A 15804-nucleotide genomic window follows, 5' to 3' on the forward strand; every position below is an offset into this window, starting at 1 on the left:
GATGGGGGAGACTGTACGAGAATTCAATGTATTCAATATTGAACGCTATGGAATTGAAGACGGTCCCGGTATCAGAACGGTTGTCTTCCTTAAAGGATGCTTGTTGCGGTGTATATGGTGCGCAAATCCTGAGTCGCAAGAATTTTTTCCACAAGTAATGTTAGAAAGAAATCTCTGTACATCTTGTGGAAAGTGTATGATCAATTGTCCTTCCCATGCAATTGTATTAAAAAAGGGGTTTGGCTATATAACCGATAGTAAAAAGTGTACATTATGCGGGCTGTGCATAGAAAATTGCTATGCTAATGCTCGCAGTATTGTAGGTAAATCTTATACTAAAGAAGAATTATTAAAAGTGCTTTCCTTAGATGAGGAGTATTTTTTATCCTCCGGAGGAGGCGTTACTTATTCCGGAGGAGAACCTCTTTTGTATTCGCATCTGATTAAAGATATTGCTATAAAAACAAAACAACTGGGCTATACGACGTTAATAGAAACGTGCGGAGAAGTCCCGATAAAAAATATTCAGGAAGTGGCGGACGTTGTAGATTATATATATTTTGATTTTAAATCTGTTGACCCTGCAAAACATAAAAAATTGACAGGTCGTGATAATCATAGAATTTTTGAAAATTTAGATTGGCTTTGTAAAAATTTTCAAGGACAGCTTTCGGTAAGGTATCCGTATATTCCTTCTTGTAATTCTGCGGATGAAGATATTATCGGTTTTTTAAATTATATAAAAAACTTACCGAATATTTCGGAGATAGTGTTCTTACCTTACCACAGACTAGGGTTGCCCAAATATTTGGGATTGGGGAGAAACTATAAAATGAAAAATATGAAATCGCTTTCAAAAGAGCAAATGGATCATTTGAATGCCCTTGCAGATACTTTGGACGTAAAAATAAGAATACAATAGAAGGAACGGTTATGACTGAAAAAAACATGGTAGCATTCGATTGCGGGAATTCTTCATTTCGTACGATTTTAGGCAGATATGATGGAAAAAAACTTGTTACGGAAGTTGTTGATCAAGTTCCCAATTATATGATTGAAGTAAACGGATATTTCTATTGGGATATTTTATATATTTATAAAGGATTAATTGACGGATTAAAAAAGACTACCGCAATGGTAAAAAAAATAGATTCCATCGGGATCTGTACATGGGGAGTTGATTTTGCTCTTTTTAGCAAAGAAGGCGTTATGCTTAATAACCCTTGTTCTTATCGTAACCCATACGGCAGTGAAATTTTCAATGAGATTTCAGCGGATGATAAACGAAGCATATTTTACGAAACCGGTATTTTATGCGATAAGATAAATTCCCTTTTTTTATTGAACGCATTAAATAAAAAAATGCCGACTATAACCGATTCGGCTAATACATTGTTGATGATCCCTGATATATTAAATTATTTTTTTACCGGATGTATGATTAACGAGCCGAGCGAATTTTCCACGACTCAGCTTATGAATGTAAAAACAAAAAAAGTAAGTAAAAAAATTTGTGATATGTTTTCAATACGGCATAATTTATTTGCCCCTATCGGAACACACGGAACTGTTCTTGGAAATTTAAAATCCGAAATAAAAAAAGAAATCGGTATTGAATACGATATTCCTGTAATCTGTGTACCTTCGCATGATACTGCGGCAGCTGTAATGGCTGTCCCGGCAACCGGCAACGATGCCTTTATGTTTATCAGTGCGGGGACATGGTCGCTTATTGGAACGGAACTTGCAGAGCCGCTTATTTCCGATGATGTTTTAACAGCGGGATTGACAAACGAGGTGGGTGCCTTTGACAGCATTACACTTCTAAAAAACAGCGCCGGAATGTTTATTTTGCAGCGGTTAAAAAAAGAATACGAAACGGAATTAGGCCGTGAGATAGAATGGAAGGAAGTTGATTTATTGACGGCCGCGTATAAAGGAACGATCCCGATAATTTTAGTAAACGATGTGAGATTTTTTAATCCCGCTTCGATGAGCGAAACTATTTGGAAATACTTGTTGCAAACACGGCAAGTTACAGGAAATAAATCTTGGGCAATGCTTTTCCGTTGTGTAGAAAAATCACTTGCTTGTAGCTATGCACTTACGCTCGCCGAAATCGAAAAGATTTGTAAAAATAATTTTAACTCCGTTTATATTGTCGGCGGTGGAAGTAGAAATAAAACTATCGATCAATTAACGGCAAATTATACCGGCAAAGAAGTATTGACAGGAGCTAAAGAAAGCACATCGCTGGGGAATTTGCTGACACAAATAAAATACTTTTATCCGGAACTGAGTCGAAAAGATCTAAGGAATATCGTTGCAAAAAATATGCAAAGTATTCGCTACACGGCACAGAACCCCGATAAATCGGATTTGGCGGTCTATCAAAAATTAGCAAGCGGGGGGATGAACTGAAAATGAGCGAATTTATTCTTGAAATGAAAAATATAAATAAAAGTTTCTTCGGCGTACAAGTACTTTATGATGTTTCTCTTGATGTCCTTGCCGGTGAAGTACATGTGCTTGCCGGTGAAAACGGAGCCGGAAAATCGACATTGATGAGGGTGCTTTCAGGTGCTTGTCGCTGCGAAAGCGGAAATATTAAAGTGGACGGTAAATTAGTACATGAAATGACCCCTCGTGAAGCTTTACAGATGGGAATAAGCGTTATTTATCAGGAATTCAATTTGATTCCTTTTTTACCGATTTACGAGAATATTTTTTTGGGAAAAGAACTTGTACAGGGAATGCGAATAAATAAAAAAGATGAAATAACGCAGGCCGCAAAATATCTGGAAAAGGTCGGATGCAATCTTGATCCACGAACCATAGTCAATGATATAAGTGTTGCACAAAAACAATTAATTGAAATTGCAAAAGCGCTTTCTAATGATGTAAAAATACTTGTGTTGGACGAACCGACGGCTTCCATATCGGATAAAGAAACGCAGCTATTATTTTCTATTATTAGAGAACTGAAAAAGAAACATATAGGTATTATATATATCTCGCATAGAATGTCCGAATTTTACGAAATAGGGGATCGATGTACTATTATGCGGGACGGTAAAAGTATAAAAACGGTTTTCTTAAAAGATACTACTGAACAAGATATTACGAAAATGATGGTGGGTAGAGATGTTGATTTTATTCATGAGCCGAACAATAGGGTTGAATACAAATCACCGCCCATACTTCAGGTAAAGAATTTAAACTATAAGAAAACGGTAAAAAACGTTTCTTTTGATTTATATAAAGGCGAAATCCTTGGGTTTTCAGGATTGGTCGGAGCAGGGAGAACGGAAGTAGCTAAAAGCCTTATCGGCGCCTATAGAAAAGATAGCGGTACTGTTTTATTTAAGGGAAAACCGGTGAGTAACAATCTTGGAATAAATATCAGAGAGGGGCTTGTTTATCTTAGTGAGGATAGAAAAGACGAAGGACTAATATTAATACATGATTTGGTTAATAATATCTCTTTGCCCAATCTAAGACAGATAGCGAATCCTTTTATTAATAAACAGTTGATGGTACACAATGCAAAGGACTATATAAAAGAATTAAATATAAAATCCACATCCTGTTATCAAGAAACATGCACGCTTTCAGGCGGTAATCAACAAAAAGCCGTTATAGCAAAATGGTTATATTCTCAAGCAAACGTTTACATATTTGATGAACCTACAAGAGGAATCGATGTGGGCGCGCGTGATGAAATTTACCGCATAATGTATTCCCTGCTTGATATAGGAGCGTCGATTATTCTTATTTCTTCCGATCTCGTCGAGATAAAAAAAATGTGTGACCGTATTGTAGTCATGCGTGAAGGTTGTATTACCCAAGTATTAGTTAATAAAGATACTCTCACTCAAGAAGAGATTATAAAGTGTGCGCTATAAGAAGGAGTTTAATTATGGAATATGTTGAGAAAAAGAAAGTGAATATTGCTTCTATCTCTTTATATTTAGGTATTGTGTTGGTTTTTGTTGTTTTTGAAATGGTTTGTATTCTCTGCGGTAAAAAATTTATAACTATAAATAATATATTCAATATTATTACGCAGTCGAGTATTACATCGATCATTGCAATAGGCGCTTCGTTAGTAATTATAACAGGCGGCATAGATTTAAGCGTCGGTTCCATTGTTGGTTTTGTCGGTATCCTTGGAGGATTGTTGATCAAAAATCAAACTCCTCTTTTTGCTTCGGTATTATTATGTATCATAGCCGGTGCTCTTTTAGGATTAGCTAACGGAATCCTTGTTAGTTACGGAAAAGTACCGTCATTTATTGTTACTTTGGGAACGATGCAGGCTGTACGGGGGCTTGCGCTTCTGATAAACGGAGGACAACCGGTTTCGGCATTTCCTCCCGGGCTGGAAAAAATAATGTGTACAAAATTATTTTCCGCTATTCCTATCGCGATAGTTTACGTATTGATTTCTTATGCGTTGATGGTTTTTGTAATGGGATCAACGCGTTTCGGTAGATATGTGTATGCGTTCGGAGGTAATAAGAACGCCGCAAGACTTTCAGGAGTTGCTACAAAACGGATAGAACTTTTTGTTTATATATTGTGCGGTATTTTTGCCGCTATCGGCGGGGTTATGTTGCTTTCGCGTTTGACGTATGCGGATCCTAATGCCGGTTCCGGATATGAAATGAATGCGATTGCAGCAACGGTTATAGGCGGAATATCTTTATCGGGGGGAAGAGGAAAACTTATTAATACTCTAATCGGCGCAATCTTATTAAGTACGTTGACAAGCGGATTACAGATATTAAACGTTGCAACGTATTATCAATCGATTGTTGTAGGTGTCGTTATCGTCGCTGCCGTATTTGCGGATAAGCAAAAAGAACGGAAAAGCGAATAGTTTTTATTTAAGCGTTTTATTCTTCATAAAAGGAGGTAAGATATGAAGAAAGTTTTTTTCATTGTAGGATTGATGCTCTCGGTGTCAATGTTTGGAATTTTCGCGTCAGGTTCATCGGATAGTCGTAGCAACAAGTCGACGGGAAAATATGCCGGTAAAACCATAGGGTTTGTCGGTATGACGATGAATAACGAGTATCATATTACATTAGCTAAAGGAGCTATAGCTGAAAGTAAAAAGTTGGGTATCAAAGTTGATGTACAGGCCGGAAAGCAGCATTCCAGCGCAGATGAGCAGTTGGCGATTATAGAAAACATGATTGCCAATGGCGTAAACGGCATCTTGCTTGTGCCCAGTTCATCTGAGGGGCTTGAAGCGGCTCTGCGTCAATGCAAAGAAAAGAATATTCCAATAATCAATTTGGATACTAAACTTACGACTGAAGTTGTAAAAAAAGTAGGTATTAACGTTCCGTTTTATGGTACGAATAACTACGAAGGCGCTAAGTTAGCGGGCGAATATGTAGCCGCAAATTTCCCACGGGATACAAAAACGGCTATTCTTAAAGGTATAGAAGGGCAGACAAATAATGCGGATCGTTATAACGGTTTTGTTGACGGTGCAAAAGGCACTATAAAGATCGTTGCCGAACAAAATGCAAACTGGGAAGTCGACCAAGGATATGTTGCCGCTCAAAATATTATCAGCGCCAATCCTGATGTAAAACTTTTTTTCTGTGAAAATGACAATATGGGAATAGGGGCTTTACGTGCGATAAAAGACGCCGGCATGCAGGGAAAGATAAAAATTATGGGCTTTGATGCAGTAAGTGAAGCTTTAAATCTTGTTGATAGCGGAGATTTCGTTTCCACAGTTGCACAATTACCTGCAGAAATGGGACGATACGGCGTTATTAATATGTGCAAGATATTTGATGGCGAAAAAGCCGAGCAGTATATCGATACCGGTACTAAATTAATTCTTCAGAAAGATGTTGCCGCTTTTAAAGAATATTTAGCGCAGTTTAAATAATAAGATTTTATTGCTAGGAGTAGAATCATGGAATATAAGGATATTATCGTTGCGGCAGGATTAAAAATGCTTCATTCGGGACTTACAATTGAAACTTGGGGAAATATCAGTATACGAGCGCCTGATACTGGTTTAGTATATTTAACGCCAAGTGCAATGCCCTATGATACTATAAAACCTGAAGATGTTGTGGTCTGTGATATTACGGGTCAAATAATTGAAGGGCATCGTAAACCGACTATTGAAAAAGAGCTACACTTGGCTGTGTATCGTGCCCGTCAGGAAGTGAATGCCATTATCCATACACATCCTCTCTATTCCATGATCTACGCCTGTCAAGGAAAAACTATTCCATTGTTTACGGATGAAGCAGCGCAAAGTCTTGGAGACGAATGTACATGTGCAACATATGAATTGCCGGGTACCGATGCTTTGGCACAGGCGTGTGCTAAAGCCCTCGGTGAAAAGGCTAATTCATGTTTATTGCATTCTCACGGTGCGGTTTGTGTAGGGGAAACCCTTGATGCCGCATTCAGAGTGTGTACGGTACTTGAAGTTACTGCTAACATATACTATATGATTGAAGCAACCGGCGGTAAACCGAAGTTGATTTCTCGCGAAAAAATACTTGCCATGCAAGATTTTGTTAAAAATCATTACGGACAAAATAAATAGCTATTAAAAGTCGGTGCCGATAACTTATGTAAGAATTTTCGGTACCGACCTTCAATAGACTAAAATTTCGCTTTAAAATGTAAAAAAATTGACTTTCAAAAATGTTTTCCGCTCCTGCCTTAAGTTAATCTTGTCTTAAACCGATCCTTGACACGGCGGATAAAATTTCATATAGTAAATTACTCTGATTTTTATGATCGGATCTTTGCCCGGATGGTGGAATTGGTAGACACGCTAGTTTCAGGTACTAGAGCCTTCACGGGTGTGCAAGTTCAAGTCTTGTTCCGGGCAAAATCATTTTATGTAGTATACAGATATACGACCGTGCCGATAATCCCTATCAATCCGGCTATGACAAATAAGTAGATCCAGACGGGCAGGGGACTGTCCCCTCTTTTTTTGTCTTTTGATCGAAAATTAACTTCTTTGAACCGCAGCCTAGAATCCGCATATCCGCATTTGGGACATCCGTTTGTAAACACGTTTGCCATGCCGATAAAACCGCACGCGGGACACCTTACCGACGTAAAAAATCTGCCGCATGTTCTGCAAAACTTTGCTTCCTGCGGAACTTCCGCCCCGCAATTTTCACAAAAAAATTTAGCTTCTTTTCCTTTCATCACACCGCCATAAGTTTTAACTTCAGAATTTTATCATTTTCAAGAATAAAAGCAGAAACCGAAGATATTTGATTGTTGAATTTCAGAGTCGCATCCGAGATTTTTTGATCTTTATCGAATTTTCTGTCGTGATTGTCAGGTTGGAATGACATGATCTCTCCGTCGAAAGATATGACTTTACCCGTAACAAAGGCCTTTGTCGCAGGATCCGTAAAAATAAAATTTGTTTTGCTGCTGTCAAAAGTTTCTGCAATATCGGCGCCACCGCCGGTTGCGCTGCTTTTAGCTGCGTCGATAGCGGAAGGAACAGCGGGAGAGCTCAAGGAACCTTCGTAAATATCATTTTCTTTTTTTAATATCTCACGCAGCTTATCAAGGCCGTCTACATCGTATGACGAAAAAAATCCTCTCACACCCAGCCGACTTGCTTTTTCCTGTTCTTCCTCCGAAAAATTCTTACCCGTATATAAGATCACTTGCGGCACTGTCGCGCTTATTCCGCTTTTGGCATATTGAGTAACCGTTTTCCAATGACGAGGATATTCCACGGCGCTTACGAGGATTATATGAGGAGAAATTTCTTCGATATTGTCTATTGCCTTTACAAGCCACCTGTAAACAATGGCATCATATCCTGCCGTTTTAAAAACAGCCGAAAAACGTTCTACAGCTATAGGATCGTCGGCAATAATAAGCGCTTTCATTCTCTACCCAGATTGTCTACATTGTATTTATATATCTGCCAAATTCCGTCGCGGCGGCGCAGGTGGTAGGTGTATCGTTTTTTCTCTTTAAATCCCGTATTCTGAAACCATTCTATGACGGACACGCTGCCTTCTACAGGAGAATATATCGTATTTTCAATTTGGAATTCGGATGGAACCGCTACGATATTGGTGTCAATTCTGCTCTGCATGAGGTCCGCCTTATAGTTTTCAATCATGCGCGCTCTTTCGTTTGCGGAAACCGACTGGTACTTAGTTTTTGCGGCTCTGGACGAGTTTTTAAGCAGTTCTTCAAGATCCATGTATAAAAAGAACTGATCCCAAAGCGCTTTTTGACAGGCGGTAATCGTTTGTTCTACCACTTGATCCGGAGAGATTGATTCCGGTTTGAGAATGGAAGTGGTTTTATCTTGTATGGGTAAAACTATTGACGCCGAAGCGGAAGGCGACGGCCTGATTTCCATAGTGAGCCTGTTTGACAAAAGCTTTGCAGCCGAAACGGGTTTATACAATTCCGGAAAAAACTCCATTTCAAGATAGTATATCGCAGGTTCCTTTATCTGCAGATAATCTTTTACATTTTCCACAAAAGAGTATTCTTCGCCCGCTTCCAACGCTATGTCTCTGTAAAATACGGTTTGGCTCGTAGTCCGCGCAACAATCAAAGATTCCGACAATGGTAATTGGTTGTTTTTTACATCGAATGCCCTAAAGCTAAGGCTGAACAGACGGTTGTCGGCAAGTTTAAAACGCAGCGTTTCAGGCCCGCGGTTCGCTATGGTTATATGCACATAGATAGGATTTGTTTTTGCCTCGTTGGGATAGTACATGGTTCTGTCATAAAATCTTATGGAAATGCCGGCATGTGAAAGATTTGTTGCGGCTGGGGTCGAATCTTGTGAAAACACCGCCTGTGCAAAAAAAATACAAACTGATATAATGACTAATAATGTTCGTTTCAACGTTATATCTCCCATTTACTTCTTTTTAAAAATATCGGTTATATTTTATGAATACATTATTATCCAGTTACGTGTTTCCCCAACTTGAAAAATGGACATGCCTTAAAGACGCTATAACTAGATCGCAAGCGGACGATCAAATTTTTCCGGTAGAAATAGAAGGCCTTCACGGAGCGGCAAACACTTTTTTTACGGCCGAATATATAGCCGAAAAACAAAAAAAACTGCTCAACGGCTTACAGTATACTACAACGGGCCGCTATTCTCAAGGTTCCGCACTGAAAGGCGCTCAAAGCTTTTCACTGAAAAGAGCTTCGCTGGATACGTTAATCATTGTACCGAATGAAAAAGACGTTGAAGACGTGTGCGTCGATCTTTCAGCGGCATTTACGAACGCGCAAATACTTAAGCTTCCGTGGTGGGGCAACGCCGCTTACAGGCCTACTGCAAGAGGTTCGATAGTTTTCGGAGAAAGAGCCGGCGTACTTTGTAAGCTCTCATGCTCTAAGCCGTATACGAATATTTCGTGCGCTCCTCGCATATTTGTCGCTTCTTTGCGTTCATTTTTAACTCCCGTTCCTCCGCCTGAATACATAAGGTCTCTCTTGCAGCATATACGCGTAAAACAACAAATCGATACAATAAGTTTGTCTGAAAAACTTATCGCTTCCGGATATATACGCGTGCCTAAGGTTACCGTTCACGGAGAATTTACGCTTAGAGGAGAGGTTTTGGATATCTTTCTTCCCGGAGAAGAAAATCCTTATCGCATTCTTTTTGATTTTGACAAAATAGAAAAAATAAAGATCTTCGATTCCGACACGCAAGCGACAGTCGGATCGGTTGAAGATTTGATTATTTATCCTATGAAAGAAGTTTTATGGACGGATGAGCTTGTAAATATCCTTTCGGAAAAATTGAACGATAAAAAAGAACTTAAAGCAAGCCTTGAAAACGATCCTGAAACAGACAGTGAAACAGTATGCGAAATAGACCTTCCTTTTACGGATGAAGCGAAGAAAGCCGGAGAAAAACTGCTTGAAGAACTTTACGCCTGTCACGAAAGCGAAGGTGAAGAGCTTTTTTATCCTGTTTTATGGGATAAAAAATACTGCATTACCGATTATCTGTCCGAAACTTCCGAAGTGTTTTTTTACGATTACGACAGACTCAGCAATTCTCAGGAAAGCATTGACCGCGAATATATGGGAATGTACAAAAAGGCGAGACTGAATTTTCCCGTTCTTCTGCCGGATCAAATAATGTTCAAATTTTCGGATGCGGTTTGTTTTCATAAAAAAAATATTTTTTACAGAACTCTGCTTACGGCGCATTCGATCGATAATGATACTTTTATACGTGTGGAATGCGAACCGTCTCAGACGTATTTCGGAAATATCAACTATTTGAAAGAACAGATAGGGGCGGCGCAAAAAGACGGCTGGCGTATTTTTATTTATACGGACAATAAAAACCAGCTGCTTAGAATAAATGAAATTTTAAAAGAATTTACAAAAGACGTCGATGTCAACGACAAAGGCGGAAATTTATGTAGCGCGGAAGATTTTTTTCCCGTCGTATTGATCCCTCATGCCATTTCTGAAGGATTTTCAGTTCCTGAAATAAAACTTAAAGTCATTCAGGAAAATGAAATATTCGGACGGCGAAAACACGCTCCTAAATCCCTGCACAAAGCGAAAAGCGCAGTAATCGATTCGTTTGTTGAATTAAATCCCGGAGATTATATAGTCCACGTAAATTACGGCATAGGTATCTTTAAAGGTATAGAACGCGTACGCTCGTTCGGAAATGAACGCGACTATATAAAAATAGAGTATGCGGGAGAAGAATTTGCATTTGTTCCGATCGAACAGGTAAATCTTGTGCAACGCTACATAGGGAATGAAGGAAGTCCGCCTAAGATCGATACCATAGGAAGTAAAAACTGGGAAAACCGCAAGAACCGCGTAAAAAAAGCGGTAGAAGATTTGGCGCAAAGGCTTATAGATCTGTATTCAAGGCGAAAGATTGCAAAGGGCTTTCCGTTTCCCAAAGATACGGAATGGCAAACCGCCTTTGAAGCGGCTTTTCCCTATGAAGATACGCCCGATCAAATTACCGTTACAAGCGAAGTTAAGGCCGATATGGAGCGTCCCGTTCCGATGGACCGCCTAATATGCGGCGACGTGGGCTACGGAAAAACGGAAATAGCTATGCGCGCGGCGTTTAAAGCCGTCATGGGCGGAAAACAGGTGGCCTTTTTAGCCCCGACCACTATTCTTGCGGAACAACATTACGAAACTTGCACGGAACGTTTCGATAACTTTCCCGTAAAAATTTCACATCTGTCGCGTTTTGTAGCGCATTCCGAGCAGAAAAAAATACTTGAAAAACTTGCTAATGGCGAAATAGATATTCTCATAGGAACGCACCGTATAATTCAAAAAGATATTGTTTTTAAAAACCTGGGGCTTATGATAGTCGACGAAGAGCAGCGGTTCGGCGTCAAGGATAAGGAAAGACTTAAATTGTTAAAAAACAATGTGGATTCGCTTTCCATGTCCGCAACTCCGATTCCGAGAACCTTGCATATGAGCCTTCTGAAAATTCGAGACATGAGCCTTTTGACGACGCCTCCTCAAAACCGTCAGCCCATAGAGACTGTGATCGCCGAGTACGCCGATGAAAATGTCGCCGAAGCGATACGGCGTGAAGTTGAAAGAGGCGGGCAAGTGTTTTATCTTCATAACCGTGTCGAAGACCTTGCGGATATAAAGCATAAGCTTGAGCATCTTGTTCCCGAAATGATCATCGATACGGCGCACGGACAGATGCCCGGTGAAATCCTTGACGATATTTTCCGTCGATTTAAGATGGGCGGGTTTCATGTGTTGATCTCTACTACGATCATCGAAAACGGAATAGATATTCCTAACGTAAATACCATCATAATAGACAGGGCGGATATGTACGGAGTTTCACAGCTTTATCAGCTTAGAGGAAGAGTCGGCCGAAGCGGAAGAAAAGCCTATGCATATCTTTTTTATCCGCAAAACAAGGCTCTGTCGGAAATTGCGATGAAGAGACTTCAAGTTATAAGTGATTTTACCGAACTCGGAAGCGGCTTTAAGATTGCCATGAAAGACATGGAAATACGCGGAGCGGGAAATCTCTTAGGGCAGGATCAATCGGGAAATGTGTATTCCGTAGGTTTCGATCTGTATTTAAGACTTTTAAATGAAGCGGTACAGCGTCTTACTGCACAAAATTACGACGAACAGCCTGAAGTTCTTATGGAGCTTGAATATACGGGATTTATTCCCGATTCATACGTGCAGAATCCTCAAATAAAGATGGAAATTTATAAAAAAATCGCGTCCGTACAGGAAAAAAGCGAACTCGACAATACCTATTACGAACTTAACGACCGTTTCGGTCCGGTGCCGGAAGAAGTGAACAGTCTGTTGTCCTTAGCTGAAATAAGGATAATATGCAAAAAACTTGCCATAAGCTCAATAAAGGAACAAAGAGGCGTAGTTCAAATAACTCTTGACCAAGTTTCAAAAATTTCCGTAGATAAGGTTTTAAGGCTTATAAATTCCAGCGCCGGCAGGGTAAAATTGGATCCTGCCAGGCCGAACATAATTTTATTGTCTACAGGAAAGATAGGATTAAAAGAAAAAAGCGAATTTTTATGTGAGAAACTTAATCAGATTGTATGATTTTTTATACAGTTTAGACTAAAACCTATTTAAAACCGTAACTTTTGTTACGGTTTTTTATTTTTATCCGTGTTATAAAATGGCTGTCGATTGATTGGGCTGTCGATTGTCGTACCGGTCGCCAAGCTTGAATTAACCGCAATGATTAACCTAACGATTCATGGGAGAAACATATGAATAACTATTTTTCATTAAAAGATACCGTATATGAGGTTACGGAAAAATACCCCGAACTCATTGAGCTTTTTGCAGCCAACGGCTTTGAAAATCTAAAAAACAAAGTCTTACGGAACCTTGTGGCAAGGTCAATATCGGTGGAAACGGCTCTAAAAAGCAAACATATCGATACCGATGCGTTTGAAAAACGTATGATAGAGACGATAGAATCGGGAAAAAGTACCGTGCAGAGCGGTCCTGCCGACAGTAAAAAAAACGCCTCTGAATGCGACGTTAAACTTATGGGAGTGCTTCCTTGCCCGATAAGGATGCAAATGCTTGAAAAGTTGGATAATTGGCTTGAAACACAAAAAGTCGGTATAAATTACGAATTGCAGGCCGCCAGCATGGGAATCGACTGGCTTAAAGAACATGTGGTAAAAAGCAAGGACGCAAGCGAACTCGCAGACATATATCTTTCAGCCGGTTACGGTTTCTTTTTCGATAAAGAACTCATGGGGCATTATAAGGACGAAGGCGTTTTTGAAGACATAACAGGTATAGAAAAACTTAATTCCGATTTTGACAACGATTATATCGACCTGAAGGATCCTCGCCGGCAATACAAGATAATCGGAGTCGTTCCGGCTATTTTTATGGTAAACACGGCTCTCTTGGGCGACAGGCCAATGCCTAAAAGCTGGGCGGATCTTTTAAAACCCGAATTTGAAAATACGATAGCCGTTCCGATGAAAGATTTGGATCTTTTTAACGCCATATTGCTAGGAATATATACAAAATACGGTAAAGAAGGGCTTGCCGCCCTTGGCAGGGGAGTTGTTTCATCCATGCATCCTGCGCAGATGGTAAAAAACGGCGGAAGAAAAACTTCGGACACGCCGATAGTTACCGTTATGCCGTATTTTTTTACATGGATGGCAAAGGAAGAAGGCCCGATGAAAACCGTATGGCCTGAAGACGGAGCTATAATAAGTCCTATCTTCTTTTTGTCAAAGAAGTCGTCAAAAGACAGGGTAAAACCCGTAGTCGACTTTCTTTTTTCGCCTTCTATGGGATCCGTACTTTCGGCGGACGGAAAATTTCCTTCTACGCATCCAACGATGGATAACCACCTTTCAAAAGACAAAAAATTCATGTGGCCCGGCTGGGATTTTATCCATTCAAACGACATCGCAAAAGTATTAAAAGAAGCGGAAGGAATTTTTAATAGCGGCATGGGAGGCATGTAAATATGAATTTGATAATATTTTCAGGGCCGCCTTCGTCGGGAAAGACGTCCGTTATATTAAAAATCATCGACGCTTTTAAAAACAAGGGTAAAAAAATCGGCGTTGTAAAATTTGACTGTTTGTATACGGACGACGATCTCTTATATGAAAAAGCTGCCGTACCGGTAAAAAAAGGACTTTCAGGCGGATTGTGCCCCGATCATTTTTTTGCTTCCAATATCGAAGATGTCGTTTTATGGGGAAACAAAGAAAAACTTGACATTCTGATTACGGAATCGGCGGGACTTTGCAACCGTTGTTCTCCGTACCTTGCGGAAATCACGGGCGTTTGCGTCATTGACAATCTTTCAGGAATAAATACGCCTAAAAAGATCGGCCCCATGCTTAAATCGGCGGATGTGGTAGTGATCACTAAGGGCGACATAGTGTCTCAGGCTGAAAGGGAAGTATTCGCTTCAAGGGTAAGCACGGTAAATCCCAAGGCGACGGTAATGCATGTAAACGGTTTGAGCGGGCAGGGGGCTTTTGAATTGAGCGCCGTCTTGGAGAGCAATACGGTTGACATACAGACTGTACGCGGAATGAAGCTCCGTTTTCCTATGCCTTCGGCAATGTGCTCTTATTGTCTGGGTGAAACAAGGATAGGAGAAAACTATCAGCTTGGAAATACAAGAAAGATGGTTTGGGAGGACGGGCAAAAATGACACAGACAAAAATGACGGCGGACAAAAAGGATGGAACTGAAAACATCACAGAAAAAAAGATTGAAAGCCTTTTGCAGGAATATCCGTTTGTCGCGGATTTTTTTGAACAGAATACGCTTGACATAAAAGGCTGTGAAGGTAAAACGTTAAAAACTTTTTTAGAAGATCAGAAAGAACATGCATCCGAAGACAAGGCTATGGACACCGATCGTGTTTTGGACGACCTTAAGTCTTATATTTATCAGATGATTGATTTTCTTGGGATAAAAAAAGAAAATACCGTAAAATCTCTCACTATTCTTGCAGGACATAATAAAAATAAAGAAAAAGAAACCTTCGGAGCCATTACCATATTGCCTTCTCAGGTCGTAGCCATAGTAGGACCTACGGGCTCCGGCAAGAGCAGGTTGCTTGCGGACATTGAATGGGCGGCATGGGGCGACACTCCTACGGGAAGAAGCATCATGATAAACGAAGAAAAACCCGATTTTAAATGGCGATATTCCGCTAACAAAAAATTAGTGGCGCAGCTTTCTCAGAACATGAATTTTGTCATAGACTTAAGCGCCGGAGAATTTATCAGGATGCACGCGGCAAGCCGGATGGTAGAGAATCCTGAAAAAGTAGCTGAAAAAATTTTACTTGAAGCCAATAAACTTGCAGGAGAGAGTTTTTTAGCGGAAACGCCCGTAACAAGTTTAAGCGGCGGCCAGTCAAGAGCTCTCATGATAGCAGATACCGCGGTGCTCAGCGCTTCTCCCATCGTTCTCATAGATGAAATAGAAAATGCCGGAATAGACAGAAAAAAAGCGCTTGACCTGTTGGTATCTCAGGATAAGATAGTGCTTATGGCGACCCATGATCCGCTTTTGGCTCTCATGGCAGACAGAAGGATCGTAATTAAAAACGGCGGCATTCATGCAGTGATCGAGACAAGTAAACAGGAAAAAGAACTGTTGGCATATTTAAACAGTATAGATTCCGTTATGCAGGAATCAAGAAGAATTCTTCGTTCTGGAGAAATTTTAAAATCGGAAGCTTTGCCGTCGATTCAAAAACAATAGTCAAGAGGCAGA

13 protein-coding genes and 1 tRNA gene are annotated in these 15804 nt (G+C 40.1%); 11 read left to right on the forward strand and 3 right to left on the reverse strand.

From position 1 onward, the window contains the following. Position 1 precedes the first annotated feature (1 nt). From HRQ91_RS05665 to HRQ91_RS05695, 7 genes are all read left to right on the forward strand, one after another. Complete coding sequence (locus tag HRQ91_RS05665; RefSeq protein ID WP_210120650.1) at positions 2 to 922, forward strand: glycyl-radical enzyme activating protein; 921 nt, start codon at positions 2 to 4, stop codon at positions 920 to 922. An 11-nt stretch (positions 923 to 933) separates the two neighbouring features. Then, complete coding sequence (locus HRQ91_RS05670) at positions 934 to 2421, forward strand: rhamnulokinase (RefSeq protein WP_210120651.1); 1488 nt, start codon at positions 934 to 936, stop codon at positions 2419 to 2421. Between the two features lie 2 nt (positions 2422 to 2423). After that, positions 2424 to 3905 carry a sugar ABC transporter ATP-binding protein gene (locus HRQ91_RS05675; protein ID WP_210120652.1) on the forward strand — a complete coding sequence of 494 codons (1482 nt, stop codon included), beginning with the start codon at positions 2424 to 2426 and terminating at the stop codon, positions 3903 to 3905. A 14-nt stretch (positions 3906 to 3919) separates the two neighbouring features. Then, positions 3920 to 4882: an ABC transporter permease gene (locus HRQ91_RS05680; protein WP_210120653.1), complete on the forward strand. Its 963-nt coding sequence runs from the start codon at positions 3920 to 3922 to the stop codon at positions 4880 to 4882. A gap of 42 nt (positions 4883 to 4924) precedes the next feature. Further along, on the forward strand, positions 4925 to 5914 hold the full coding sequence (locus tag HRQ91_RS05685; RefSeq protein ID WP_210120654.1) for a sugar ABC transporter substrate-binding protein: 990 nt from the start codon (positions 4925 to 4927) through the stop codon (positions 5912 to 5914). A gap of 27 nt (positions 5915 to 5941) precedes the next feature. Then, positions 5942 to 6589, forward strand: a complete 648-nt coding sequence (locus HRQ91_RS05690) for a class II aldolase/adducin family protein (RefSeq protein WP_210120655.1) — start codon at positions 5942 to 5944, stop codon at positions 6587 to 6589. A gap of 207 nt (positions 6590 to 6796) precedes the next feature. Continuing rightward, positions 6797 to 6880, forward strand: a tRNA-Leu gene (locus tag HRQ91_RS05695). An 8-nt stretch (positions 6881 to 6888) separates the two neighbouring features. Here the strand turns inward: HRQ91_RS05695 and HRQ91_RS05700 are convergent. From HRQ91_RS05700 to HRQ91_RS05710, 3 genes are read right to left on the reverse strand one after another with little or no spacing between them, the layout of a single operon-like run. Further along, a complete protein-coding gene (locus HRQ91_RS05700) occupies positions 6889 to 7209 on the reverse strand; it encodes a zinc ribbon domain-containing protein (protein ID WP_210120656.1) in 321 nt (106 codons plus the stop codon). Beyond that, entirely contained in the window at positions 7209 to 7913 is a 705-nt protein-coding gene (locus tag HRQ91_RS05705) for a response regulator (RefSeq protein ID WP_210120657.1), read from the reverse strand. The genes HRQ91_RS05700 and HRQ91_RS05705 overlap by 1 nt, the downstream gene beginning before the upstream one ends. Further along, complete coding sequence (locus HRQ91_RS05710; RefSeq protein ID WP_246473295.1) at positions 7910 to 8911, reverse strand: hypothetical protein; 1002 nt, start codon at positions 8909 to 8911, stop codon at positions 7910 to 7912. The genes HRQ91_RS05705 and HRQ91_RS05710 overlap by 4 nt, the downstream gene beginning before the upstream one ends. Before the next feature lie 32 nt (positions 8912 to 8943). On the opposite strand from HRQ91_RS05710, the gene mfd reads away from it, so the two are divergent. The 4 genes from mfd to HRQ91_RS05730 all read left to right on the forward strand — a co-directional run bounded on the left by mfd (position 8944) and on the right by HRQ91_RS05730 (position 15792). Further along, positions 8944 to 12618: a transcription-repair coupling factor gene (mfd, locus tag HRQ91_RS05715; protein WP_210120658.1), complete on the forward strand. Its 3675-nt coding sequence runs from the start codon at positions 8944 to 8946 to the stop codon at positions 12616 to 12618. A 173-nt stretch (positions 12619 to 12791) separates the two neighbouring features. After that, positions 12792 to 14024, forward strand: a complete 1233-nt coding sequence (locus HRQ91_RS05720; RefSeq protein ID WP_210120659.1) for an ABC transporter substrate-binding protein — start codon at positions 12792 to 12794, stop codon at positions 14022 to 14024. Between the two features lie 2 nt (positions 14025 to 14026). After that, the gene (locus HRQ91_RS05725) at positions 14027 to 14728 is read left to right on the forward strand and encodes a GTP-binding protein (protein ID WP_210120660.1); all 702 of its coding nucleotides are present in this window, start codon (positions 14027 to 14029) and stop codon (positions 14726 to 14728) included. After that, complete coding sequence (locus HRQ91_RS05730) at positions 14725 to 15792, forward strand: ATP-binding cassette domain-containing protein (RefSeq protein ID WP_210120661.1); 1068 nt, start codon at positions 14725 to 14727, stop codon at positions 15790 to 15792. Before HRQ91_RS05725 ends, HRQ91_RS05730 begins: the two co-directional genes overlap by 4 nt. Positions 15793 to 15804 lie beyond the last annotated feature (12 nt).

This window comes from Treponema parvum, assembly GCF_017893965.1.
GTDB classification, from domain to species: domain Bacteria; phylum Spirochaetota; class Spirochaetia; order Treponematales; family Treponemataceae; genus Treponema_D; species Treponema_D parvum.

What these genes read in the sequence shown, in the direction of transcription:
- HRQ91_RS05725 (WP_210120660.1), top strand. Translation starts at nt 14,027, where the DNA reads ATGAATTTGATAATATTTTCAGGGCCGCCTTCGTCGGGAAAGACGTCC.
- HRQ91_RS05680 (WP_210120653.1), top strand. Translation starts at nt 3,920, where the DNA reads ATGGAATATGTTGAGAAAAAGAAAGTGAATATTGCTTCTATCTCTTTA.
- HRQ91_RS05670 (WP_210120651.1), top strand. Translation starts at nt 934, where the DNA reads ATGACTGAAAAAAACATGGTAGCATTCGATTGCGGGAATTCTTCATTT.
- HRQ91_RS05675 (WP_210120652.1), top strand. Translation starts at nt 2,424, where the DNA reads ATGAGCGAATTTATTCTTGAAATGAAAAATATAAATAAAAGTTTCTTC.
- HRQ91_RS05690 (WP_210120655.1), top strand. Translation starts at nt 5,942, where the DNA reads ATGGAATATAAGGATATTATCGTTGCGGCAGGATTAAAAATGCTTCAT.
- HRQ91_RS05665 (WP_210120650.1), top strand. Translation starts at nt 2, where the DNA reads ATGGGGGAGACTGTACGAGAATTCAATGTATTCAATATTGAACGCTAT.
- HRQ91_RS05685 (WP_210120654.1), top strand. Translation starts at nt 4,925, where the DNA reads ATGAAGAAAGTTTTTTTCATTGTAGGATTGATGCTCTCGGTGTCAATG.
- HRQ91_RS05710 (WP_246473295.1), bottom strand. Translation starts at nt 8,911, where the DNA reads ATGGGAGATATAACGTTGAAACGAACATTATTAGTCATTATATCAGTT.
- HRQ91_RS05720 (WP_210120659.1), top strand. Translation starts at nt 12,792, where the DNA reads ATGAATAACTATTTTTCATTAAAAGATACCGTATATGAGGTTACGGAA.
- HRQ91_RS05730 (WP_210120661.1), top strand. Translation starts at nt 14,725, where the DNA reads ATGACACAGACAAAAATGACGGCGGACAAAAAGGATGGAACTGAAAAC.
- HRQ91_RS05705 (WP_210120657.1), bottom strand. Translation starts at nt 7,913, where the DNA reads ATGAAAGCGCTTATTATTGCCGACGATCCTATAGCTGTAGAACGTTTT.
- mfd (WP_210120658.1), top strand. Translation starts at nt 8,944, where the DNA reads ATGAATACATTATTATCCAGTTACGTGTTTCCCCAACTTGAAAAATGG.
- HRQ91_RS05700 (WP_210120656.1), bottom strand. Translation starts at nt 7,209, where the DNA reads ATGAAAGGAAAAGAAGCTAAATTTTTTTGTGAAAATTGCGGGGCGGAA.